Here is a 21,784-nt window from a genome sequence, read left to right as displayed (position 1 = left end):
GCATGAGGAGAATTCTACAACCATGATGCGCATCCTGCTGTTCTTGGCCACTAACCTGGCGGTCGTGCTGATTGCCAGCATCACCCTGAGCCTTTTCGGCTTCAACGGGTTCATGGCGGCCAACGGGGTTGATCTGAACCTCAATCAGCTGCTGGTTTTCTGTGCCGTCTTTGGTTTTGCCGGCTCGATCTTCTCGCTGTTCATCTCCAAGTGGATGGCGAAGATGAGCACCAGCACCCAGATCATCACCCAGCCGCGCACCCGGCATGAGCAATGGCTGCTGCAGACCGTCGAGCAACTGTCCCGCGAAGCCGGGATCAAGATGCCCGAAGTCGGGATCTTCCCGGCCTACGAGGCCAACGCCTTTGCCACCGGCTGGAACAAGAACGATGCTCTTGTTGCCGTCAGCCAGGGTTTGCTGGAGCGTTTCTCGCCCGACGAAGTGAAGGCCGTGCTGGCCCACGAGATCGGCCACGTCGCCAACGGCGACATGGTGACCCTGGCACTGGTCCAGGGCGTAGTGAACACCTTCGTGATGTTCTTCGCGCGGATCATCGGCAACTTTGTCGACAAGGTGATCTTCAAGAACGAAGGCGGCCAGGGTATCGCCTACTACGTGGCGACGATCTTTGCCGAACTGGTCCTGGGCTTCCTCGCCAGCTCCATCGTGATGTGGTTCTCGCGCAAACGCGAATTCCGCGCCGACGAAGCCGGTGCCCAACTGGCCGGTACTGCCGCCATGATCGGCGCCCTGCAACGCCTGCGCTCCGAACAGGGCCTGCCGGTGCATATGCCTGACACCCTGAATGCCTTCGGCATCAACGGTGGCGTCAAGCAAGGCCTGGCGCGGATGTTCATGAGCCACCCGCCGCTGGAAGAGCGGATCGACGCACTGCGTCGTCGCGGCTGACAGCCAAGCTGGTCAAAAAGGGGCGATTGAATCGCCCCTTTTTTGTGCTCGCGTGTTTTACCGCCCTGCCAGTTGGTAAACCCGCTCCTCCAGCCGCGTGACGCCATCCTGGGCGAACTTCGGGCTCTCGGCCAGGATATCCCGCTGCTCCAGGACACTCAGGCGCCAGCGCACTCCCAACAGCCCCCGAACCTCATCGTCGCTCACTGCAAACGGCGGCCCTGCCTTCAGGGCCTGCTCATAATCAAGGCTGATCAACAGGCCATCCTGCACCTGAGGTGCAATCGCCTGCAAATGCGCGACATAACGCTCACGCATCGGCGGCGGCAAGGCTATCAGCGCCGCACGGTCGTACAGTGCGGTGCATCCCGCCACATCGGCGCGACGCAATTGGAAGAAATCACCGCACCACAACTCGATAGCGTCCGCCTGATAAACCTTGAAGTTTCCCCGCTGGCTGACTTGCGCAGTCAGGCGTTGCTCCTGGAAGAACTCTTCAACGGCCTTTTCCGACAATTCCACACCCAGGACCCGATACCCCTGCTCCGCCAGCCACACCATGTCCAGGCTTTTGCCACACAGCGGCACCAACACCCTGGCCCCAATGGCCAACCCCAAGCCCGGCCAGTGTCGCTGCAAATAGGGATTGACCCCTGGCAGATGAAAGCCGATCTGATTGCGTGCCCAGCGGTCATGCCAAAAAGTGGAATCCATGAATACCCCTGAAAACTTGATCAAATAGCGCTAAAACTTATATTGGATTTAGATCAATGATCTGATTGAAGATGGTCCCATCTTAACCTTGAGGGCCCTGCTCATGCTCCCCAGCCTGTTTATTTCCCACGGCTCACCCATGCTTGCCCTGCAACCCGGCGCCAGCGGCCCGGCACTTCAGCGCCTGGCCGCTGACTTGCCACGCCCCAGGGCAATCGTGGTGATGTCCGCGCACTGGGAAAGTCGCGAGCTACTGGTCAGTGGCAGCCCTACCCCAGAAACCTGGCACGACTTCGGCGGCTTCCCCCGCGAACTGTTTGCGGTGCAATATCCAGCGCCCGGCGACCCAGCACTGGCGCAACAGATCGTCGAACTACTCGCAGCCGATGGCTTGCCAGCCCGACTCGACAACCAGCGCCCGTTTGACCATGGCACCTGGGTGCCGCTGTCGCTGATGTACCCGGCGGCCGATATCCCAGTGGTACAGGTCTCGCTGCCCAGCCATATGGGCCCCGCGTTGCAAACCCGGATCGGGCAGGCACTGCGCAGTTTGCGTGAACAAGGCGTGCTGTTGATCGGCTCGGGCAGCATCACCCATAACCTCGGTGAGCTGGATTGGCGAGCCGGGCCGCAAAGCATTGAGCCCTGGGCGGGAGACTTTCGCGATTGGGTGGTCGACAAACTGTCGGCACAGGATGAGACCGCGCTGCACGACTATCGCAAGCAAGCGCCTTATGCGGAGCGCAGCCACCCCAGCGATGAGCACTTGTTACCGTTGTATTTCGCACGCGGGGCCGGAGGCGAGTTCAGTATCGCGCACCAAGGCTTCACCCTGGGCGCATTGGGGATGGACATCTACCGCTTCGGATGACTTCGCGCCTACAGTCCTAGCCCAAACCCCAGGCAAAAAAAATCCCCGAACCAGTCGGGGATTTTTTATGTTCGATCAATCAACCCTAAGGTCGATCAATCTTCGCGATAGCGACGCAGCTTGAGCTGCTTGCCGGCAACGCGGGTGTCCTTCAGCTTGGCCAGCAACTTCTCCAGGCCATCTTCCGGCAGCTCCACCAGGGAGAAGCTGTCACGCACCTGGATACGACCGATCGCTTCACGTGCCAGGCCACCCTCGTTGAGGATAGCGCCCAGCAGGTTCTTGGCGGCGATGCCGTCACGTGCGCCCAGCGCGGTACGGCAACGAGCACGGCCTTCAGCCAATGCAACCGGAGCACGACGCTCACGATCACCACGGTCCGGACGGTCGCCGGTACGCTCTGGACGATCACCGCGTGGCGCGTTGTTCGGCACCAGTGGACGTTCTTTCTCGATCGCAGCCAGGGTCAGGGCCTGACCGTTGGTAGCCTTGCGCAGCAGGGCTGCAGCCAGGGCACGCGGGGTGCAACCGATATCGGCAGTCAGGCGGTCCAGCAGATCACCGTGGGTCGATTCAGCGTCAGCCACCAGCGGCGACAGGCTGTTGGTCAGTTTCTTGATGCGCGCATCGAGAACGGCCTGGGCATCCGGCAGGCGGACTTCGGCAACTTTCTGACCGGTTACACGCTCGATCACTTGCAGCATGCGGCGCTCACGCGGAGTCACCAGCAGCAGTGCACGACCTTCGCGACCGGCACGGCCAGTACGGCCGATACGGTGAACGTAGGACTCTGGGTCGTACGGCATGTCAACGTTGAACACGTGGGTGATACGTGGAACGTCGAGGCCACGAGCAGCAACGTCGGTCGCCACAACGATGTCCAGACGGCCATCCTTGAGGGAGTCGATCACGCGCTCACGCTGGTTCTGGGCGATGTCACCGTTCAGCGCAGCGGCTTTGTAGCCTTTGGCTTCCAGGGCACTGGCCAGGTCCAGGGTCGCTTGCTTGGTGCGCACGAACATGATCAGGGCGTCGAAGTCTTCGACTTCCAGCAGGCTCAATACAGCCGAGGTCTTCTGGTCAGCGTGAACCAACAGGTGAGCCTGTTCGATCGCGGTAACGGTCTGGGTCTTGGTCTGGATCTTCACGTGTTGCGGATCGCGCAGATGGCGTTCGGCAATGGCACGGATCGACTGCGGCAGGGTGGCCGAGAACAATACGGTCTGACGGGTCGGTGGCAGCGCCTTGAAGATGACTTCCAGGTCATCCATGAAGCCCAGCTTCAACATTTCGTCAGCTTCGTCGAGAACCAGGTGGTTCACGGTCGACAGCACTTTTTCGTCACGACGCAGGTGGTCGCACAGACGGCCCGGAGTGGCGACAACGATCTGTGCACCATTACGGATGGCTTTCAGTTGTGGGCCCATAGGCGCGCCGCCGTAAACGGCCACAACGGTAACGCCCGGCATTTGCTTGGCGTAGGTTTCGAAAGCGGTTGCTACTTGCAGCGCCAACTCACGGGTTGGCGCCAGGATCAGGGCTTGCGGCTCGCGCTTGGCAGGATCGATGCAATGCAGGATAGGCAGGGCGAACGCGGCGGTTTTACCGGTACCGGTTTGCGCCTGGCCAATCATGTCCTGGCCGGCCATGATGATCGGGATCGATTGCTGCTGAATAGCCGAAGGTTCTTCGTAGCCAGTCGCGATGACGGCAGCAAGAATGTTCGGGTTAAGATTAAAAGCGGCGAAGCCGCCGGTTTCCTGGGTCATGGGTCTGCCTCTAAGTGCATCCGCAAAGACCCATGCTCCAAAGCTGCGCATGCCGTGTTGAGACTCAAGAGTCGCCCTGGCTGCTTTGTCGGCGGGGATTTGCGAAAACGAATGAATGAAAAAGATTCGTCAAGGAAGAGTCCGCTGTGCGGACGTGCAGCCGAAGCTGACTTCGGGGAATTGCGCTACCTAAACGCGGCCCGGTTAAAGGCCGGCGCGCACTATACCGGAAATCCCTGAAAAAGGGAGCTTTTTTTATCGGAAAAGGCCATTCAACTGCTCTGTGTCACAGGCTTTGCGCATCCTTGCAGGAACGTCTATTTTTCAAAGGCCCGGCCCTGTTGGTCATTGCGCTTAAACGCTTCACCTTTTGCAGCGGGCCCTTCGGTCCGAAACTGCCTTTCGCGCCCGAGGATCCACCCATGAAACAAGCCAGCAGCAGCCGCGTCAGCCGTGAACTACAAGGGCATGTCCTGCTGCTGGGACTTGATCGGGTCGCCAAGCGCAACGCTTTTGATCTCGACTTGCTCAACGAACTGAGCCTGGCCTATGGCGAGTTCGATCGCAATGAAGAAGCACGCGTGGCCGTGGTGTTCGGGCATGGCGACCACTTCACCGCCGGGCTGGACCTGATCAACGTCGCCCACACTATGGCGCAAGGCTGGCAACCGCCGCTGGGAGGCTGCGACCCATGGGGCGTGTTCGCCGGGCCCAGGGTCAGCAAACCAGTGATCGTTGCCGCGCAGGGCTATTGCCTGACCATCGGTATCGAATTGATGCTCGCGGCGGACATCAACCTGTGCGCCAGCAATACGCGCTTTGCGCAGATGGAAGTACAGCGTGGGATCTTTCCTTTTGGCGGCGCCACCCTGCGCCTGCATCAGATTGCTGGCTGGGGCAACGCCATGCGCTGGTTGCTGACGGGCGATGAGTTCGATGCCCATGAAGCGCTGCGACTGGGGCTGGTGCAAGAGGTCATGGCCAGCGAAGACCTGCTGCCCCGGGCGCTGGCCCTGGCCAACCGGATTGCCAGCCAGGCACCGCTGGGCGTGCAGGCGACTTTGACATCGGCACGACAGGCGCGGGATGAAGGCGAGACTGCTGCGGCGGCCGGGTTGCCGGTGCTGGTCGAGAAACTGCTTAACAGCGAGGATGCTAAGGAAGGGGTGCGGGCGATGCTGGAGAAGCGGCCGGGGGTGTTCAAAGGTTTGTAAGCAGTCAGTGATGGCCTCATCGCTGGCAAGCCCGCTCCCACATTTGACCGCATACACCTGTGGGAGCGGCGGTGCGACGATTCGACTTGCCCGCGATGGGCCAGTACAGACACCTACGTCGCCGGACGAACTGCCTTGATCAACGCCTGCAACGAATACCCCAGGCGCGGCGCCAGCGCCTCGGCCCGCGCAGAAACCGCCGCCAGGTCCAGCGTCTGGTCCAGATCCGCCGGCACCAGCAAAATCACGTTGCCCTCCTTCACCGGCAACTCCCAGTAATGCCGATGATAAAGCCCGCGCAACAGTGCAGCACCCAGCGGCTTGCCATCATCGGTGGCCCACTGGTTGATCACCAGCCAGCCACCGGGGTTGAGTTTCTTCTGGCAATTTTCCAGGAAGGTCCAGGCCAGATGGCCAACCCCAGGCCCCACATCGGTATACAGGTCGACGAAAATCAGGTCTGCCGGCTCTGCCGTCTCCAGCAACTCCAGTGCATCGCCCACGCGGATATACAACCGCGGGTCATCATCGAGCCCTAAATACTCGATAGCCAGGCGCGGCACGTCCGGACGCAGCTCAATGGCCTCGACATCCTCCAGGGGCAGGAACTTGAGGCAAGCCTGGGTCAGGGTCCCGGCACCCAGGCCGAGGAACAGCGCACTTTCGGGCTGCTCATGGCACAGGGCACCAATCAGCATGGCACGGGTGTAGTCATACTCCAGCCAGCTCGGATCGGCAGTAAACACACAGCTCTGCTCGATGGCATCGCCAAACTCAAGAAAGCGGTAATCGGCCACTTCCAGCACACGGATCATGCCGAAGTCGTCATGGACCTCAGCCAGCAGGCGCTCGACGCGCTCCTCAGACATTTCATCTCCTAATGGCCCCGGCACGGGTTCAAGCCGCCTGGTACCAAGCGGGAAAGGCGCGATTGTCGGCCAAGCAGCGCCAGCAGGTCACGCACTAATTGCTGATAACATGCACATCCCCGACATTCATTCGAGTTCACGATGAGCCAACCCTGGAGCCCCGACAGCTGGCGCGCCCTGCCGATCCAGCAACAACCCCGCTACCCTGACGCCGCGCACTTGTTGCAGGTCGAGCAGAGCCTGGCCAGTTACCCGCCGCTGGTCTTCGCCGGCGAAGCCCGGGAGCTGCGCCGCCAGTTTGCCGAGGTGACCCAGGGTCGCGCGTTCCTGCTGCAAGGCGGCGACTGCGCCGAGAGCTTTGCCGAGTTCTCCGCAGCAAAGATCCGTGACACCTTCAAAGTGCTGCTGCAAATGGCCATTGTCATGACCTTCGCCGCTGGCTGCCCCGTGGTCAAAGTCGGGCGCATGGCCGGCCAATTCGCCAAGCCGCGCTCGGCCAATGATGAAACCATCGACGGCATCACCCTGCCCGCCTACCGTGGCGATATCGTCAACGGCATCGGTTTCGACGAGAAAAGCCGCGTCCCGGATCCCGACCGCCTGCTGCAGTCCTACCACCAGTCCACCGCCACCCTGAACCTGCTGCGGGCCTTCGCCCAGGGTGGTTTTGCCGACCTGCACCAGGTGCATAAGTGGAACCTGGACTTTATTGCCAACTCCGCCCTGGCCGACAAGTACAGCCAACTGGCAGACCGCATCGACGAGACCCTGGCCTTCATGCGCGCCTGCGGCATGGACACCTCGCCACAATTGCGCGAGACCAGCTTCTTCACCGCCCACGAAGCGCTGCTGCTCAACTACGAGCAAGCCTTCGTGCGCCGCGACAGCCTGACCAACGACTACTACGACTGTTCGGCCCATATGCTGTGGATCGGCGACCGCACGCGCCAGCTCGATGGCGCCCACGTCGAGTTCCTGCGCGGGGTGAACAACCCGATCGGGGTCAAGGTCGGCCCGAGCATGAACCCCGACGACCTGATTCGCCTGATCGACATCCTCAACCCGGACAACGACCCCGGCCGCCTGAACCTGATCGCGCGCATGGGCGCCAACAAGGTCGGCGATCATCTGCCCAACCTGATCCGCGCCGTACAGCGCGAAGGCAAGCAGGTGCTGTGGAGCAGCGACCCGATGCATGGCAACACCATCAAGGCCAGCAGCGGCTACAAGACCCGGGACTTCGCGCAGATCCTCAGCGAAGTGAAGGAATTCTTCCAGGTTCATGAAGCCGAAGGCACTTATGCCGGAGGGATTCATATCGAAATGACCGGGCAGAATGTGACCGAATGCATTGGTGGCGCACGGCCGATTACCGAGGATGGCTTGTCGGACCGTTACCACACCCATTGCGACCCGCGGATGAACGCCGATCAGTCGCTGGAATTGGCGTTCCTGATTGCCGAGACGCTGAAGCAGGTCAAACGCTAGGGCGGTGGCGGCCTGATCCACCGCTATCGCGGGCAAGCCCGGCTCCCACATTGACCGCGTGCATCACATGATGGGGGATCAGACGCAGTTCCCATGTGGGGCCGGGCTTGCCCGCGATGGCGCCCTACCTGGCAACTTCCATCGCCAGCATCGCCACCCGCAACCGGGCCGCACTGTGCCGCTGACAGTTGATCTGCACCTGCTCCAACCCCAGCCAATCGGCCATCTGCCGCAAGTTCAACGCCAACGCCAGCATCCCCGCCTCGTCCAACCCCGGTTCTTCCTCGTGCACGGCATGCACCGCCAGCCGGCCATTGGCCCGCTCGGCCCGCAAGTCCACCCGCGCAGCAATCCGTTCGTTGTGCAGAAACGGCAGCACGTAATAGCCATACACCCGCTTATCCTGCGGGGTGTAGATTTCCAGTCGATAGCGAAAGTCGAATAATCGCTCGGTGCGGCTACGCTCCCAGATCAATGAATCGAAGGGCGACAGCAAGGCACTGGCCACCACCTTGCGCGGGACGCTTGGCTCGGGCAGGCAATAAGCCGGCTGTTTCCAACCCTGGACCTGGCAGACCTGCAATTGCCCATCCTCGACCAGTTCGGCGAGGCGCCCGCGACTCTGCGCGGGTTCCAGGCGAAAGTAATCGCGCAGGTCCTTTTCCGTAGCGACGCCCAACGCCGTTGCCGCATGCACTATCAGACCACGCTGGGCGCTGGCTTCGCTCAAGGGCGCCTGTTGCAGAATGGCCGCTGGAATGACTCGCTCCGGCAAGTCGTACAACCGCTCGAAACCCCGCCGCCCAGCCACCGTCACCCAGCCCGCGGCGAACAACCACTCCAAGGCGTGCTTTTCATCACTCCAGTCCCACCAGGGCCCGGCGCGCTCTTCACGGGTCGACAGGCTGCCGGCTCCCAGCGCGCCCTGTTGTTCGACGATAGCCAGCACGCGGCGGATGGTGGCCTGCTGCTCGCGGCCAAAACGCGCCATCTGTTGATAGATCCCCTGCCCCTCGGACGCACGCTGCATGCGCCAGCGCATCAACGGATATAGCGCCATGGGCAGCAGGGAGGCTTCATGCCCCCAATATTCAAACAGCGTGCGCCGCCGGCCCTGGCTCCAGGCGGCCTGTTCGAGCAGCAGCGGGGAATAGTTGCCCAGGCGGGAAAACAGCGGCAAATAGTGGGAGCGCACCACTGCGTTGACCGAATCGATCTGCAATACGCCCAGGCGCTCGATCAGGCGGTTGACCTGCGCGGCCTTGACCTGCGCCGGCGGCTGGCGCCCGCTGAAACCTTGGGCCGCCAGCGCCAGACGGCGCGCCTGCTTGAGGGAAAAACTCAGTTCTGCGGGCATGTGCATCTCCTGGTTACGCCCGCGAACTGTAGCGCGATGCCCGTCATTTACCCAACGGATCATTCCAGAAATGCCGGTGGCGCTCCTGCTCCACATCGGCACGCGTCAAGCCGATATCCTTGAGCGACTCATCACTCATGCTTGCCAGCAACTGGCGTTCACAATGCAGGGCATACCAACGGGAAACTCGTTGAAACAGCCCGGAAAACGGCCGCCTTACCATCAACACAAAACCTTTCTGACCTTTCATCATCTCGCCCTCCAGTGGGGATGACTGAAGTCTGTGCCTGCGGCTATGATCAATCCAACGAATGTTTCTTATGTTATACATCTCAGGAATTGATCAATTGTCCAACTACCCGAGCATCGACACCGACGTGCTGCGCACCTTCGTCGCCATCGCCGACCAGGGCGGTTTCACCCGCGCCGGCGAGTTGGTCAATCGCACCCAGTCCGCCGTGAGCATGCAGATGAAGCGCCTGGAAGAAGACGTGCTGCAACGCAAGCTGTTCGAGCGCGATGGACGGCAGGTCAGACTCACACCCGAGGGCCAGGTGTTGCTGGGGTATGCGCGGCGTATCCTGAAACTGCACAGCGAGGTGTTCAACACCCTGCGCGAACCGCACATGGTCGGGCTGGTGAGGATCGGTACCCCGGATGACTATGTGATGCGCTACCTGCCGGGCATTCTCAAGCGGTTTTCCAAGGCATACCCGCTGATTCAGATCGAGATGCACTGCGAAGGAACACCCATCCTGATGCAGCGACGCGACCTGGCACTCACGGTGGTCAGCCGCGAGGCGGGTAATGAAATCGGCGAGCTGTTGCGTAACGAACGCATGGTCTGGGTGGCATCCCCCTGCTTCTGCGTGGATGAACACGAAGCCCTGCCCCTGGCGATTTCCGGCATGGACAGCTTCTGCACTCAGTGGGCCCGCGCCTCGCTGGATGCCGTAGGGCGCGAGTATCGCCTGGCCTATCACAGCTCCAACGGCGCGGCGATCCAGGCGGTGGTCGGTGCAGGGCTGGCGGTGACGGTCATGATGGAAAGCCTGGTTACCGAAGATCTGCGCATACTTGGCAGTGACGAAGGTTTCGGCCCCCTGCACACGGTCAACCTGCGACTGCTGCGCAACCCGAGCATGTCCTCCCCCATCACCGAATGCCTGGCGGAATACATCCTGGAGGGTTTCAGACTTTAAAGGTCAACATCACCGCGCACACCACCAGGAAGCCGCAGAACAAACCGCGCAACAGGCGCTCCGGCAATGCGTGGGCGATTTTCACGCCCCAACTGATGCTGAGCAACCCGCCGATGGCCAGGGGTACGCCGATCAGCCAATCCACTTCGTGGTGCCAGGCATAGGTCACCAGCGTGACGCCGGTGCTGGGCAAGGCCAATGCCAGGGACAGGCCCTGGGCGACCACCTGGGTGGTGCCGAACACACTGGTCAAGACCGGCGTCGCAACCACCGCGCCGCCGACACCGAACAGGCCACCCATGGAACCCGACGCCGCTCCCAACACCCCCAGCCACGGCCAGGAATAACGCATCTGCGCACTGGGTGGCGCATTGCTGGTGACCATCCGTAACAGGTTGTACGCCGACAGGGCCACCAAAAACGCAATAAAACCAATACGCATGACGCCCGCATCGATGCCTACCGCCCAGATCGAACCCAGCCAGGCAAAGCAGAAACCCGTGACGCCAAGGGGCAAGGCATGGCGCAGCTCAATGCGATTACGCTGGTGATAACGCCACAAGGCCAGCATCACATTCGGCACCACCATCACCAGCGCCGTGCCTTGGGCGATTTGCTGATCGAGGCCAAACAGCACGCCCAGCACCGGAATCGCGATCAGCCCGCCACCAATGCCAAACAGACCGCCGACGGTACCCAGGGCTATGCCCAGCACCACATACATCGCCATATCCACCACAGCTACACCCCTGCACTGACTCAAGCCCTGCATGCTACGCAGTCCACTCTGGTATGGAAACGCATAGCAACGCACAATGGCTATGCCAAATCCGCACAAGCGAATCCCCCCATGAACCCCACGACCTTGACTGACCAACTGGGCCTGTTCCTCGATGTGCTGGAGGCCGGCAGTTTTTCCGCCGCCGCGCGCCGCTATCCGCTAACCCCTTCCGCCGTTGCCCGCAGGATCGACAGCCTGGAGGGCGCCCTGGGCAGCCAGTTATTCCTGCGCAGTACCCATGCGGTGCTGCCCACCCCCGCCGGCCTGGCGTTTGCCGAGCGCGCGCGGCGGATTGTCCGGGAGTTGCAATTGGCGCGTGCCGAAGCCGTGTCGCTGAGCCATGCGCCCGAGGGCCTGATTCGCGTGGACGCACCCGCCGCCTTTGGCCGACGACACCTGGCGCCGGCCATTGCGGACTTCCTGACTGTCTACCCGGGCCTGGACGTGCACCTGCACCTGATCGACAGCTTTGTCGACATGCAAGGCGAGCACCTGGGCAAGGTGGACCTGGTGCTGCGCGCGGGGCATATCGTCGACACCCGGCTGATCGCCACACCATTGGCCAGCATCGTACGAATCGCCTGTGCCAGTCCGGCCTACCTGAAAAACCGTGGTACACCGACCCACCCCAGCCAACTCAACGAACACGATGGCCTGGATTGGGAAGGACTGGCGCCGATGTTCGCCTGGCGCTTTGAACTCGATGGGCGCAAGAACACCTACCGCCCACAGCGTATCCGCATGAGCGCCAACAATGCCGAAGCCCTGCTGTCCGGCGCCCTGGCCGGGCTGGGCATCGCTCACCTGCCGACCTGGCTGGCCAGTGAATACCTGGTACGCGGCGAACTGGTACCGTTGTTCTGCGAAAACGGCCTGCCTACCGCCGAAAGCGCGGGTATTTACGCCCTGCGCCTGGAGCAGCAGGCCAACGCCCGTAGCCGCCTGCTGCTGGAGTACCTCAAGAGCCGTTTCAGCCCCGTCCCGCCTTGGGATCTGGCACTGCAAAGCGGCTGGGGCTGACAACTGCCACAGAATTATCTTGCGCGTTAAAGATTTGGCCGCTAGATTCCAGATCAAATACGCTTTAAGGCACTGCCATGACCGACTCTTGCGACTCCCTGCTTCTGAACAACCAACTGTGCTTCGCCCTGCACTCCACGTCGTTGTTGATGACCAAGGTCTACAAACCCCTGCTGCAAGCCCTTGGCCTGACCTACCCGCAGTACCTGGCCATGATGGTGTTGTGGGAAAAAGATGGTTTGACCGTGGGCGAAATCAGCAGCCGCCTACTCACCGACCCGGGCTCACTGACGCCACTGCTCAAGCGCCTGGAGGCCGAGGGCCTGTTGAGCCGCACGCGCAGCCGTGCCGATGAGCGCGTGGTCGTGGTGGAGTTGACCGAGGCAGGCCGCGCGTTGCGAGACAAGGCTATGGATGTTCCTCCATGCATCCTCGGCGCCAGCGGGTTGCAGATGGAGCAATTGCAGAAGCTGCAGGCGGACTTGCTGCAATTGCGCAGGAATTTGCAGGGTAGCGTCTGACCCTCTCACTGTTTTCGACCGGACATAGGCCCCTATAGGGGCCGGCTTGCCGGCGAAAATCGCCAACGATAATGCGGGGTGCCAGGTGCCCCGCGCCGCGCTCAGGTTTTTCGCCAGCAAGCTGGCTCCTACACGTGATCGGGATCACTTCCAGAAATTTATATTGCGCACAAAACATTTGCGCGATACATTTACCTCGCACTTACTTAGTGCACTAAATTTTAGCGCAAATAAATACGAGGAAAACCCCATGCAAACCCTCTATACCGCTGTAGCCACCGCCACCGGCGGCCGTGATGGTCGCGCCGTTTCCAGCGACAACATCCTCGACGTCAAGCTCGCCACCCCAAAAGAGCTGGGCGGCGCCGGCGGCCAGGCCACCAACCCGGAACAACTGTTCGCCGCTGGCTACTCGGCCTGCTTTATCGGTGCCCTGAAATTCGTCGCCAGCCAGAGCAAACGCAAAATTCCCGATGACGCCTCAATCACTGCCCATGTAGGCATCGGCCAGATCCCCGGTGGTTTTGGCCTGGACATCGACCTTCACGTATCCCTGCCCGGCCTGGCCGCGGATGAGGCACAAAGCCTGGTGGATGCCGCACACCAGGTCTGCCCGTACTCCAATGCCACTCGTGGCAATGTCGATGTGCGCTTGCATATCACTGTGTGACGGGAAAACAGGCATAAAAAAACCCGACTCTTGGTCGGGTTTTTATCAGTAACGCCAGAATTACTTCTTGGCGCGACCTTTGTACGAACCACCTTCGCGGGTGTCGATCTCGATCATATCGTCGATTTCGATAAAATCAGCCACTTGCAGTTCGGTACCGTTAGCCAGCTTGGCAGACTTCATCACTTTGCCCGAAGTGTCACCGCGAGCGGAACCTTCGGTGTAGGCAACCTTACGCACGATGGTGGTCGGCAGCTCTACGGAAACCAGGCGATCTTCGAAGAAGATGGCTTCGCAAACGTCGGTCATGCCTTCTTCCACGAACGGCAGAACGGCTTCGATATCTTCAGCGTTCAGCTCGTACATGGTGTAGTCGGTGGTGTCCATGAACGTGTAGGTGTCGCCGCTGATGAAGGACAGGGTCGCTTCCTTGCGGTCGAGGATCACGTCGTCCAGCTTGTCATCGGCGCTGTATACGGTTTCGGTCTTGTAACCGGTCAGCAGGTTCTTCAGCTTGGTCTTCATGATTGCGCTGTTACGACCAGACTTGGTGAACTCAGCTTTCTGAACCAACCAAGGGTCGTTGTCGATACGGATCACGGTACCGGGTTTCAGTTCTTTACCAGTTTTCATTACGAATATCCGAAATTTGGATGGGATTTACAAAAATCAAGGTCGCGTATCATATCCAATTTTCATAAAACTGTACCAGCGCCGTCGCAAGATCGGCTTGCAAGGCCTGTTCCAGACACCATTTCTCGGCGTGTGCGGTCAGTTCCGGCCAATGTTCAAGCAGCATTTTCCAGCTTGAGGCCATATCGCTGTCCGTGTTCCAGGCTTGCCATAGGGCAATCAGCGCAGCTTTCGCCGGTGCAGACAGGTCCTGGGTGTAGAGCGTGAGAAAGGCATCGAGCTTGTCCAGGTGAATGTCGTCATCCTGGCGGTAGATATGCCATAGCAACGGACGTCCTGCCCACTGCGCCCGCACAAAGGAGTCTTCGCCGCGTACTGCGTTGAAATCGCAGCACCACAGCAGGTGGTCGTATTGCTCCTGTCGCACAAACGGCAGCACCTGTACCGTCAGGGTACCGCGCAGATGAACATCCCCCGCTGCCAACGTCTCGATACCCAACCAGCGTTGCACGTCGCCAAGGATGCGCCCTTCCGGCACCAGCAAATGAGTGGCTTGCCCGTCAGCCGCCAACACATCCAGCCAACTGGCCAGGCCGGCGTTTTCATAGGCAAACAGCGAAATCAAACGCGCGCCCTTTGCGGGAAAGACGCCAAGCGCTTGCAGGAATTGTTGCCGGGCCTGCCGGTCACGCTCAAAGGCCTGCCGCTGTTCGATCAGCCCGGCCTCACGCAGCAAGCCGCCCGTACCAGGACGAAATCCGGGAAAGAAGAAATACTTTTGCACGCCCTTGAACTTCACCGACGGCAGGCCGTGGCAACCGACTACCCATTCTTCGGCACTCAAATAGTCGAGGTTCATCCACAGTGGCGGATGCTCACGCCCAGCCATGGCCTCCATGTAGTCATGGGGCAATTGGCAGGCAAATGCGGCGATCACCACATCGGCTGCCGTCGTCGCAACCCACTCCTGCGACCAGTGACGGACATCGACGCCCTCTTGCCACTGCTGGTCCAACTGCACATCCACCTCTGGGCACATGCGTTCGAACGCCCGCAAATCATCGACCCACAAGCGCACCACGCAGGCGTGTTCCGCTGCCAATTGCCGGGCCAGGCGCCAGGTCACGCCGATGTCGCCGTAGTTATCGACGACGCTGCAAAAAATATCCCAGCGGGCTTTCATTCCGGGCTCCATCATTCAAAGGCTCGATTGTCCGCATAAATGCTGCCATGCAGAAGGGTTGATCGCGATTATTCTGCACGCCGGCTGTGCGACAATCCGCAACTCACCGCAACCGCCCGCCAGGAGGCCGCCATGTCCGATCGCCCGCTGTCGATGTTCAAACTCAGTATTGCCGTGGCCCTGGGCCTGTGGCTGGGCTTTGTCGCCATCGCGCTGACAGGCTGGCTGGCCTCACGCTACCTGTTTGAACAGCCCGTGGCCCAGGTCGTGCAACAGTTGGGCAAGCCGCCTGCCGTGGCGCCGGAACCGCCGAACCAAATGTTTGAGCAATACCAGCAAAACCTGCACAAGCAGGAGCAACAACAGGCGCTGGAGCAGGCGCACGCCAACCCGCGCAACCTGTCCAACCCCAAATGCCAGTTCTGGCTCCAGCAGGACCAGAATGCCCCCAGCGACAAGAGCCGGGCCAACGTCCTGCAATTTTGTGATTGAGCCGCAAGCCCCCATGAATAAACACGCCGTCCTCCAGTTGATCCTGGAAAAACTCGCAGCCGACCTGGATGTGGCCCAACGCGCCGCGCAAACCGCCTACGAAACCGCGACCCACGAAGAAAATATCGCCGAGAACAAATACGACACCCTGGGCCTGGAGGCGTCTTACCTTGCCGCCGGACAGGCCAAGCGCGTCGAGGAGATCAAACAGTCACTGGTGCTGTGCCAGAACCTCAACCTGCGGCCCTACGATGAGCAGCGGGGTATCGAAGTGGGCGCCCTGCTCGGCCTGGAAGACAACAACGGTCGCCAGCAATGGCTGTTCCTCGCACCGGATGCGGCAGGTTTGAAAGTCTACGTGGTGGGGCAGTTGGTGACCGTCATCACCCCTCGCTCGCCGCTGGGCAAAAGCCTGCTGGGCAAGTTCGAAGGGGATGAGGTGGAGATTCTGGTGGCGGGCGCCCGGCAACTGTTCACCGTGACCGAGGCCCGCTGAGCCGATCAGTGAACCGGCAGTTCAACGCCGTCGAACAGTTCTTCCAGTTCCTGCTTGTTGTGGCACTGGATCGCCTTGGCCATGACTTCACGGGTCAGGTGCGGAGCGAACTTCTCGATGAAGTCGCACATGAAGCCGCGCAGGAACGTGCCACGACGAAAGCCTATCTTGGTCACGCTGGACTCGAACAGTTCGCTGGCATCGAGCACCACCAGGTCGCTGTCGAGCTTGGTATCGACCGCCATCTTGGCCACGATGCCGACGCCCAGGCCCAGGCGCACGTAAGTCTTGATCACGTCTGCGTCAGCGGCGGTGAACACCACTTTGGGCGTGAGGCCGCGATGGCTGAAAGCTTCGTCGAGTTTGGAGCGGCCGGTGAAACCGAATACATAAGTCACGATCGGGTATTCGGCCAGGGCTTCAAGGGTCAGCTTCGGCAGCTTGGCCAGTGGGTGGCCCTGGGGGACCACTACACAGCGGTTCCAGCGATAGCACGGCATCATCACCAGGTCACCGAACAGCTCCAGGGCTTCAGTGGCGATGGCGAAGTCGACGGTGCCGTCAGCCGCCATTTCGGCGATCTGCATCGGCGAGCCCTGGTGCATGTGCAAAGCCACGTCCGGGTACTGCTTGATGAACGAGCTGATCACCGGCGGCAGCGCGTAACGGGCCTGGGTGTGGGTGGTGGCGATCGACAGGGTGCCTTTTTTCTCGTTGGAGAATTCCTGGGCGATCTGCTTGATGCTTTCTACCTTGCGCAGGATTTCGCCGGCCGTGGTGATGATGCGCTCACCGGCAGGCGTGACGCGGGTCAGGTGTTTGCCGCTGCGGGCGAACACTTCGACGCCCAGTTCGTCTTCCAGCAGGCGGATCTGTTTACTGATACCCGGTTGCGAGGTGTAGAGGCTTTGAGCCGTGGCGGAAACGTTGAGGTCGTGGTGCGCCACTTCCCAGATGTAGCGCAGTTGTTGAAGCTTCATATGTGTCCCTCAAAGCAGATAGACGCCACGGATATCAGCGACGGTATATAACTATATTAAAGGTCTGAATGATAAATCTAGAACTTTTTATCGTTTACGCCCCATCACACATCATCACTGCGCCGACGCTGCAGTAAAGGCACCAGATACACCGGCACCTGGGATAGCTGCAACACTCGCGCCGCAGTACGTCCCAGTGGGGTCGAGATCCCTGTGCCCTGGCTATGACTTCCTACGATCAACAAATCGACCGAGAGTTTCTGCGCCTGGTCGAGAATCACTTGGGCAGGATCCCCCTGGATCACCCGCACCGAACGAATCACCTGCAAGTCCTGCTCACCGTCCTGCAACTCTTCACGGAAACTGTCCAGCACTCGCTGCTCGATACTGGCCATCACCGTGCTCAGCCCCTGGCTCTGCCATTCGCTCAAGGCCTGCTCATCCAGGTAGGTCTGCAACACCGACTCTGCGAACAGCCCGATAGGCTCTACCACATGAATCACGTACAGATCCGCCTTGAACGTTCGCGCCATCGCCAGCGCATGCTGCATCACGTAAGGCGCATACACACCCAGGTCTGAGGCATACAACATCGACCGAATCATAGAACCTCCTGGACTGCCAGGATGGCGGGGATTGCTTCAGCTTAGCAGCGCCTTTGCGACTGTGATGAACTTAGCTCTCGACCTGGACTTTCGGCTCATTGCTCACGCCATGGGGCACGTGCCCGGTGGCCACCACCGCCCTGGCTTTCTCGCAATGGCCAGCCTGGTCGTCAAAAAAAACATCGGCGGCGAACGCCTCAAGGAACGCCGATTTTTCCAGCCCCCCGAGAAACAGCGACTCGTCCAAGCGGATATCCCACTCACGCAAGGTGCGGATCACCCGCTCGTGGGACGGCGCCGAACGCGCCGTCACCAGCGCCGTGCGAATCGGACATGACTCATCGGGGAACTCGCGCTGCAACAGATTGAGCGCCGCCAGGAAGCCTTTGAAGGGCCCACCACGCAGCGGTTCACGGGCCGACTGCCGCTCGCTGGCCTGGAACGCTTCCAGGCCGCCGGTTTGGTAGACACGCTCGGACTCGTCGGAAAACAGCACCGCGTCGCCATCAAAAGCAATCCGCAACTCAGCACTGGAGGCCCGCCGCGTACCGCCGGACAAAATAGTCGCTGCCGCAAAACCTTCGTCCAGCGCACTGCGCACATCTTCGGCGTGGGTCGAAAGGAACAGGTGACTGCCAAACGCGGCCAGGTAAGGGTGAGGGTTACGCCCACCGACAAACGCCGCACGGGAAATATCCAGGCCGTAATGCTGGATCGAATTGAACACACGCAAACCGGTGTCGGCACTGTTGCGCGACACCAGCACCACTTCGACCCGCGCCCGCCCGAGACTGGCGTTCAGGCTCAGGAGTTTCTTGACCAAGGCAAAGGCTTCTCCCGGCTCAAGGATTTCTTCCTCGTGCTCAATCTGGTATTTGCGGTACGCCTCGACGCCTTGGGACAGATAAACCTTATGGCTTTCACCCAGGTCGAACAGCGCTCGCGAGGAAATCGCCAGCACCAGTTTGTCGCTTATCCCTTTAGCCATGTCAGCTCCTCAGCCGTTGCGTCGATCGATAAAGCTCAGGGCCTGGTACAGCGCCTGCATCCGCGGCAACTCACAGCCTGCGGCCCTGGCAGCGGCCAGCGGGCGGGCGTAGATCGCGGCCAGTTCCAGCGGGCGCTGGTGCTGATGATCGTGATACATGCTTGGCCAGTAGTCCGTCAAACGCTCGGTCATGTTGAACATCTGCTCGGCGTAGCCAGGCGCGATCTCATGGCCGCACGCCCGGGCGCCCTGCACCACTTCAGCCATCAAACCCTGGATCAACTCCCGGCTGGATTCGTCGGCCATCAACGCCGAGGTGTTCGCACCGAGCAGCACCGACAGGCCGTTGTACGGCACATTCCACACCAGTTTGTGCCAGCGCGCCTGGTCCAGGTCGGGCATGGCCTGGGAGTCGATCCCGGCCTCGCGGAACAGCCCGGCGCCCTCTTCGACAATTGCCTGGCGGCGTGCAGCATCATGAGAGGCACTGCCACTGTGATAGCCAAGACTGACCCGGCCCATGGCCTGATGCTCGACAATCCCTGGCCCGGAACGGTGTACGCAGATATAACAAAGTCCACCGAGCAAATGCAGAGACTCAGGCAAATGTTCACGCAGGCCATCCTCGACACCGAGGCCATTTTGCAACAGCACGACCTTGGCACCCGGCGCCGCCACCTGGGCAATCGTCGGCGCCAACTCAACGTTACCGGTGGTTTTGGTGCCCACCAGCAGCCAATCGCAAGGCGGCATGTCGGCCGCATTGGCGTAGGCCTGGACCGGGTGCAGGCTCAAGGCCCCATGCACCGCACTATTGAGTTGCAAGCCACGCTCACTGACCGCCGCGTATTCACTGCGCAGCAGGAAATGCACGTCGAAACCGGCGCGCGCCAGCATCAACCCGTAAAAACCACCGATGGCACCGGTGCCGATAATCCCAATGCGCGGGCCAGGCTCAACTGCACTCGTCATGGCAACTCCTCTGGTTCTTGTTTGAGCGCCTCATTTATAGCCTCGCTGAGGTCGCTGGGGTTCAGGCCCACCTGCAGTGCTCCGTGGAGTTGACCCTCGCACACTACAAATAAAGCCGGCAAATGAAAGATCCCGTAGCGCGCCACCGCACCACCATTGTGCCCAGCGTCGACCCAACAGATGCGCGCCACCGGCAGGTTCCAACCGGGTATCTGCTGGCGCGCCCACCGACAACTGGAACAGCCGACGCTGGTAAACACCAGCAGCGAAGTGCCCGGTAACGCCAGTAACTGCTGGTCGATATCCAAATCCGTCAATTCAAACGCTTTCACTCGATCCACACCACGCCCTTTAACCAGGCAACACACTATCAGGCCGTACGCCACCGTGCGCAATTGCCCATTGTCGAGCCGGCGTGTACGCGCTAAGGTTCGGCTCCCCGCTGCATTTAAATCATGCTGTGCTCCGCCGCACGGGGTTCGCTGGCGGCCGGCACCCGTGACCCTGACGAGTAACACGATGGCTGATTTACCGATCAACGACCTAAACGTCGAATCCAACGAGACCCTGATCACACCCGATCAGCTCAAACGCGAAATCCCTTTGAGCGACGCTGCACTGCAGACCGTCACCAAGGGCCGCGAAGTCATTCGTGACATCCTCGACGGCACTGACCACCGCTTGTTCGTGGTGATCGGCCCTTGCTCGATCCACGACCTCAAGGCTGCCCACGAGTACGCCGAGCGCCTAAAAGTACTGGCTGCAGAAGTGTCTGACACTTTGTATCTGGTGATGCGCGTGTATTTCGAGAAGCCACGGACCACCGTCGGCTGGAAAGGCCTGATCAACGACCCGTACCTGGACGACTCGTTCAAGATCCAGGACGGCTTGCATATCGGCCGCAAGCTGCTGCTGGACCTGGCTGAAATGGGCCTGCCCACGGCCACTGAAGCCCTGGACCCGATTTCCCCGCAGTACTTGCAAGACCTGATCAGCTGGTCGGCGATCGGTGCGCGTACCACCGAATCGCAAACCCACCGCGAAATGGCCTCCGGCCTGTCTTCGGCCGTGGGCTTCAAGAACGGTACCGATGGCGGCCTGACCGTGGCGATCAATGCCTTGCAGTCGGTTTCCAGCCCACACCGCTTCCTGGGGATCAACCAGGAAGGTGGCGTGTCCATCGTCACCACCAAGGGCAACGCCTATGGCCACGTGGTACTGCGTGGCGGTAATGGCAAGCCCAACTATGATTCGGTCAGCGTGGCCCTGTGCGAGCAGGCGCTTACCAAGGCGAAAATCAAGCCGAACATCATGGTCGATTGCAGCCACGCCAACTCCAACAAGGACCCGGCCCTGCAACCGCTGGTGATGGAGAACGTGGCCAACCAGATCCTGGAAGGCAACCAGTCGATTATCGGCCTGATGGTCGAAAGTCACCTGAACTGGGGTTGCCAGGCGATCCCCAAGGATCTGGCCGACCTGCAATACGGCGTGTCGATCACCGATGCCTGCATCGACTGGTCCGCCACCGAGACGACCCTGCGCAGCATGCACGCCAAGCTCAAGGACGTATTGCCCAAACGCAAACGTACCTGACGCACACAAAAACGCCGGGCTAAGCCCGGCGTTTTTTTATGCGTGTCTATTGGCGGTCACAGCTTCGCGGCATGGCGCTGGTGGCGCTCCATGTAGCGCTCGACGTAGGAGCAGGACGGGATCACCGTGTAGCCCATGCTCTCGGCGTATTGCAGTGCTTCTTCGGTCAGCGCAGCAGCAATGCCACGTCCACGCAGGGCATTGGGCACAAACGTGCGGTAAATATCCAGGGTCTGCTTCCCCAGGTCCATGTAGGTCAGATAGGCACGATGACCGTCCACATTGGTCTCGAACTGATGACCAGCCTGGTCATGGTGGATGGACAACGCCTCGCTCATCACTACTCCTCGCGGGTCTTGGTTTCTGACCCCTACCTTACCGATGTTTTTCCGGCGAAGGAACATCTACGCCACCCCGTGCCGGTTTCGACAACGAGAAAAGCCCTACAGCACT

General features: G+C 60.6%; 25 protein-coding genes. 11 read left to right on the top strand and 14 right to left on the bottom strand.

What is annotated here, in order from left to right:
• Positions 1–22 precede the first annotated feature (22 nt).
• On the top strand, positions 23–910 hold the full coding sequence (htpX, locus tag KL786_RS06885) for a protease HtpX (protein ID WP_029298042.1): 888 nt from the start codon (positions 23–25) through the stop codon (positions 908–910).
• A 57-nt stretch (positions 911–967) separates the two neighbouring features.
• On the opposite strand, the gene KL786_RS06880 is transcribed toward htpX, so the two are convergent.
• Positions 968–1,624: a thiopurine S-methyltransferase gene (locus KL786_RS06880; RefSeq protein ID WP_215517121.1), complete on the bottom strand. Its 657-nt coding sequence runs from the start codon at positions 1,622–1,624 to the stop codon at positions 968–970.
• Between the two features lie 103 nt (positions 1,625–1,727).
• Here KL786_RS06880 and KL786_RS06875 point away from each other — a divergent pair, with 103 nt between their 5' ends.
• Positions 1,728–2,495 (top strand): DODA-type extradiol aromatic ring-opening family dioxygenase, encoded by a 768-nt coding sequence (locus tag KL786_RS06875; RefSeq protein ID WP_215517120.1) that lies wholly within the window; start codon positions 1,728–1,730, stop codon positions 2,493–2,495.
• 95 nt (positions 2,496–2,590) lie between these two features.
• Here KL786_RS06875 and KL786_RS06870 read toward each other — a convergent pair whose 3' ends face one another.
• Entirely contained in the window at positions 2,591–4,264 is a 1,674-nt protein-coding gene (locus KL786_RS06870; RefSeq protein WP_032863027.1) for a DEAD/DEAH box helicase, read from the bottom strand.
• 422 nt (positions 4,265–4,686) lie between these two features.
• Between KL786_RS06870 and KL786_RS06865 the strand changes: the two genes are divergently transcribed.
• Positions 4,687–5,478 carry a crotonase/enoyl-CoA hydratase family protein gene (locus KL786_RS06865; protein ID WP_032863030.1) on the top strand — a complete coding sequence of 264 codons (792 nt, stop codon included), beginning with the start codon at positions 4,687–4,689 and terminating at the stop codon, positions 5,476–5,478.
• A gap of 113 nt (positions 5,479–5,591) precedes the next feature.
• Here the strand turns inward: KL786_RS06865 and KL786_RS06860 are convergent, their stop codons facing one another.
• On the bottom strand, positions 5,592–6,347 hold the full coding sequence (locus KL786_RS06860) for a spermidine synthase (RefSeq protein ID WP_215517119.1): 756 nt from the start codon (positions 6,345–6,347) through the stop codon (positions 5,592–5,594).
• A 141-nt stretch (positions 6,348–6,488) separates the two neighbouring features.
• Here KL786_RS06860 and KL786_RS06855 point away from each other — a divergent pair, with 141 nt between their 5' ends.
• Complete coding sequence (locus KL786_RS06855; RefSeq protein ID WP_065942584.1) at positions 6,489–7,835, top strand: class II 3-deoxy-7-phosphoheptulonate synthase; 1,347 nt, start codon at positions 6,489–6,491, stop codon at positions 7,833–7,835.
• A gap of 124 nt (positions 7,836–7,959) precedes the next feature.
• Here the strand turns inward: KL786_RS06855 and KL786_RS06850 are convergent, their stop codons facing one another.
• Together KL786_RS06850 and KL786_RS06845 are read right to left on the bottom strand one after the other, a co-directional pair.
• A complete protein-coding gene (locus KL786_RS06850; RefSeq protein WP_215517118.1) occupies positions 7,960–9,192 on the bottom strand; it encodes a winged helix-turn-helix domain-containing protein in 1,233 nt (410 codons plus the stop codon).
• 43 nt (positions 9,193–9,235) lie between these two features.
• Positions 9,236–9,442 (bottom strand): DUF1127 domain-containing protein, encoded by a 207-nt coding sequence (locus KL786_RS06845; RefSeq protein WP_032863432.1) that lies wholly within the window; start codon positions 9,440–9,442, stop codon positions 9,236–9,238.
• Between the two features lie 70 nt (positions 9,443–9,512).
• Between KL786_RS06845 and KL786_RS06840 the strand changes: the two genes are divergently transcribed.
• Positions 9,513–10,394, top strand: coding sequence for a LysR family transcriptional regulator (locus KL786_RS06840; protein ID WP_215517117.1), 882 nt, complete (start codon positions 9,513–9,515; stop codon positions 10,392–10,394).
• Here KL786_RS06840 and KL786_RS06835 read toward each other — a convergent pair.
• Positions 10,384–11,133, bottom strand: a complete 750-nt coding sequence (locus tag KL786_RS06835; RefSeq protein ID WP_215517171.1) for a sulfite exporter TauE/SafE family protein — start codon at positions 11,131–11,133, stop codon at positions 10,384–10,386. The genes KL786_RS06840 and KL786_RS06835 overlap by 11 nt on opposite strands.
• 111 nt (positions 11,134–11,244) lie before the next feature.
• Between KL786_RS06835 and KL786_RS06830 the strand changes: the two genes are divergently transcribed.
• The 3 genes from KL786_RS06830 (at position 11,245) to KL786_RS06820 (ending at position 13,386) form a co-directional block, all read left to right on the top strand.
• Positions 11,245–12,195 (top strand): LysR family transcriptional regulator, encoded by a 951-nt coding sequence (locus KL786_RS06830; RefSeq protein ID WP_215517116.1) that lies wholly within the window; start codon positions 11,245–11,247, stop codon positions 12,193–12,195.
• Positions 12,196–12,272: 77 nt separating this feature from the next.
• On the top strand, positions 12,273–12,716 hold the full coding sequence (locus KL786_RS06825) for a MarR family winged helix-turn-helix transcriptional regulator (protein ID WP_076963875.1): 444 nt from the start codon (positions 12,273–12,275) through the stop codon (positions 12,714–12,716).
• Between the two features lie 250 nt (positions 12,717–12,966).
• On the top strand, positions 12,967–13,386 hold the full coding sequence (locus KL786_RS06820) for an organic hydroperoxide resistance protein (RefSeq protein ID WP_076963876.1): 420 nt from the start codon (positions 12,967–12,969) through the stop codon (positions 13,384–13,386).
• Between the two features lie 60 nt (positions 13,387–13,446).
• On the opposite strand, the gene KL786_RS06815 is transcribed toward KL786_RS06820, so the two are convergent.
• Both KL786_RS06815 and earP read right to left on the bottom strand, forming a co-directional pair.
• Positions 13,447–14,019, bottom strand: a complete 573-nt coding sequence (locus KL786_RS06815; protein WP_215517115.1) for an elongation factor P — start codon at positions 14,017–14,019, stop codon at positions 13,447–13,449.
• A 49-nt stretch (positions 14,020–14,068) separates the two neighbouring features.
• Positions 14,069–15,202: an elongation factor P maturation arginine rhamnosyltransferase EarP gene (gene earP / locus KL786_RS06810; RefSeq protein ID WP_215517114.1), complete on the bottom strand. Its 1,134-nt coding sequence runs from the start codon at positions 15,200–15,202 to the stop codon at positions 14,069–14,071.
• A 132-nt stretch (positions 15,203–15,334) separates the two neighbouring features.
• Here earP and KL786_RS06805 point away from each other — a divergent pair, with 132 nt between their 5' ends.
• A complete protein-coding gene (locus KL786_RS06805; RefSeq protein ID WP_215517113.1) occupies positions 15,335–15,694 on the top strand; it encodes a hypothetical protein in 360 nt (119 codons plus the stop codon).
• A 13-nt stretch (positions 15,695–15,707) separates the two neighbouring features.
• Positions 15,708–16,190 (top strand): GreA/GreB family elongation factor, encoded by a 483-nt coding sequence (locus KL786_RS06800; RefSeq protein ID WP_215517112.1) that lies wholly within the window; start codon positions 15,708–15,710, stop codon positions 16,188–16,190.
• Between the two features lie 5 nt (positions 16,191–16,195).
• Here the strand turns inward: KL786_RS06800 and cysB are convergent, their stop codons facing one another.
• From cysB to KL786_RS06775, 5 genes are all read right to left on the bottom strand, one after another.
• Positions 16,196–17,170, bottom strand: coding sequence for an HTH-type transcriptional regulator CysB (gene cysB, locus KL786_RS06795; RefSeq protein WP_010176165.1), 975 nt, complete (start codon positions 17,168–17,170; stop codon positions 16,196–16,198).
• 104 nt (positions 17,171–17,274) lie between these two features.
• The gene (locus KL786_RS06790; protein WP_076963880.1) at positions 17,275–17,775 is read right to left on the bottom strand and encodes a universal stress protein; all 501 of its coding nucleotides are present in this window, start codon (positions 17,773–17,775) and stop codon (positions 17,275–17,277) included.
• A gap of 70 nt (positions 17,776–17,845) precedes the next feature.
• The gene (locus KL786_RS06785; RefSeq protein WP_076963881.1) at positions 17,846–18,763 is read right to left on the bottom strand and encodes a 5'-nucleotidase; all 918 of its coding nucleotides are present in this window, start codon (positions 18,761–18,763) and stop codon (positions 17,846–17,848) included.
• A gap of 9 nt (positions 18,764–18,772) precedes the next feature.
• Positions 18,773–19,735 carry a putative 2-dehydropantoate 2-reductase gene (locus KL786_RS06780; RefSeq protein ID WP_215517111.1) on the bottom strand — a complete coding sequence of 321 codons (963 nt, stop codon included), beginning with the start codon at positions 19,733–19,735 and terminating at the stop codon, positions 18,773–18,775.
• Positions 19,732–20,109, bottom strand: coding sequence for a YbbN family protein (locus KL786_RS06775; protein WP_252193631.1), 378 nt, complete (start codon positions 20,107–20,109; stop codon positions 19,732–19,734). The genes KL786_RS06780 and KL786_RS06775 overlap by 4 nt, the downstream gene beginning before the upstream one ends.
• A gap of 145 nt (positions 20,110–20,254) precedes the next feature.
• On the opposite strand from KL786_RS06775, the gene KL786_RS06770 reads away from it, so the two are divergent.
• Complete coding sequence (locus KL786_RS06770) at positions 20,255–21,331, top strand: 3-deoxy-7-phosphoheptulonate synthase (protein ID WP_029297994.1); 1,077 nt, start codon at positions 20,255–20,257, stop codon at positions 21,329–21,331.
• 56 nt (positions 21,332–21,387) lie between these two features.
• Here KL786_RS06770 and KL786_RS06765 read toward each other — a convergent pair whose 3' ends face one another.
• Entirely contained in the window at positions 21,388–21,669 is a 282-nt protein-coding gene (locus KL786_RS06765) for a GNAT family N-acetyltransferase (protein WP_029297992.1), read from the bottom strand.
• Positions 21,670–21,784 lie beyond the last annotated feature (115 nt).

The organism is Pseudomonas sp. TAE6080 (assembly GCF_018732265.1).
Taxonomy (GTDB): Bacteria; Pseudomonadota; Gammaproteobacteria; order Pseudomonadales; family Pseudomonadaceae; genus Aquipseudomonas; species Aquipseudomonas brenneri.
The sequence above is the reverse complement of the archived record's forward strand: the minus strand, read 5'-3'. Positions and strand labels throughout refer to the sequence as shown.

Excerpts from the sequence above, each read along its gene's own strand:
- KL786_RS06865 (WP_032863030.1), top strand. The coding sequence starts at position 4,687 with ATGAAACAAGCCAGCAGCAGCCGCGTCAGCCGTGAACTACAAGGGCAT.
- KL786_RS06880 (WP_215517121.1), bottom strand. The coding sequence starts at position 1,624 with ATGGATTCCACTTTTTGGCATGACCGCTGGGCACGCAATCAGATCGGC.
- KL786_RS06840 (WP_215517117.1), top strand. The coding sequence starts at position 9,513 with ATGTTATACATCTCAGGAATTGATCAATTGTCCAACTACCCGAGCATC.
- KL786_RS06860 (WP_215517119.1), bottom strand. The coding sequence starts at position 6,347 with ATGTCTGAGGAGCGCGTCGAGCGCCTGCTGGCTGAGGTCCATGACGAC.
- KL786_RS06870 (WP_032863027.1), bottom strand. The coding sequence starts at position 4,264 with ATGACCCAGGAAACCGGCGGCTTCGCCGCTTTTAATCTTAACCCGAAC.
- earP (WP_215517114.1), bottom strand. The coding sequence starts at position 15,202 with ATGAAAGCCCGCTGGGATATTTTTTGCAGCGTCGTCGATAACTACGGC.
- KL786_RS06815 (WP_215517115.1), bottom strand. The coding sequence starts at position 14,019 with ATGAAAACTGGTAAAGAACTGAAACCCGGTACCGTGATCCGTATCGAC.
- KL786_RS06875 (WP_215517120.1), top strand. The coding sequence starts at position 1,728 with ATGCTCCCCAGCCTGTTTATTTCCCACGGCTCACCCATGCTTGCCCTG.
- KL786_RS06785 (WP_076963881.1), bottom strand. The coding sequence starts at position 18,763 with ATGGCTAAAGGGATAAGCGACAAACTGGTGCTGGCGATTTCCTCGCGA.
- KL786_RS06800 (WP_215517112.1), top strand. The coding sequence starts at position 15,708 with ATGAATAAACACGCCGTCCTCCAGTTGATCCTGGAAAAACTCGCAGCC.
- KL786_RS06780 (WP_215517111.1), bottom strand. The coding sequence starts at position 19,735 with ATGACGAGTGCAGTTGAGCCTGGCCCGCGCATTGGGATTATCGGCACC.
- KL786_RS06850 (WP_215517118.1), bottom strand. The coding sequence starts at position 9,192 with ATGCCCGCAGAACTGAGTTTTTCCCTCAAGCAGGCGCGCCGTCTGGCG.
- KL786_RS06765 (WP_029297992.1), bottom strand. The coding sequence starts at position 21,669 with ATGAGCGAGGCGTTGTCCATCCACCATGACCAGGCTGGTCATCAGTTC.
- KL786_RS06820 (WP_076963876.1), top strand. The coding sequence starts at position 12,967 with ATGCAAACCCTCTATACCGCTGTAGCCACCGCCACCGGCGGCCGTGAT.
- KL786_RS06845 (WP_032863432.1), bottom strand. The coding sequence starts at position 9,442 with ATGAAAGGTCAGAAAGGTTTTGTGTTGATGGTAAGGCGGCCGTTTTCC.
- htpX (WP_029298042.1), top strand. The coding sequence starts at position 23 with ATGATGCGCATCCTGCTGTTCTTGGCCACTAACCTGGCGGTCGTGCTG.
- KL786_RS06855 (WP_065942584.1), top strand. The coding sequence starts at position 6,489 with ATGAGCCAACCCTGGAGCCCCGACAGCTGGCGCGCCCTGCCGATCCAG.
- KL786_RS06770 (WP_029297994.1), top strand. The coding sequence starts at position 20,255 with ATGGCTGATTTACCGATCAACGACCTAAACGTCGAATCCAACGAGACC.
- KL786_RS06805 (WP_215517113.1), top strand. The coding sequence starts at position 15,335 with ATGTCCGATCGCCCGCTGTCGATGTTCAAACTCAGTATTGCCGTGGCC.
- cysB (WP_010176165.1), bottom strand. The coding sequence starts at position 17,170 with ATGAAGCTTCAACAACTGCGCTACATCTGGGAAGTGGCGCACCACGAC.
- KL786_RS06790 (WP_076963880.1), bottom strand. The coding sequence starts at position 17,775 with ATGATTCGGTCGATGTTGTATGCCTCAGACCTGGGTGTGTATGCGCCT.
- KL786_RS06825 (WP_076963875.1), top strand. The coding sequence starts at position 12,273 with ATGACCGACTCTTGCGACTCCCTGCTTCTGAACAACCAACTGTGCTTC.
- KL786_RS06830 (WP_215517116.1), top strand. The coding sequence starts at position 11,245 with ATGAACCCCACGACCTTGACTGACCAACTGGGCCTGTTCCTCGATGTG.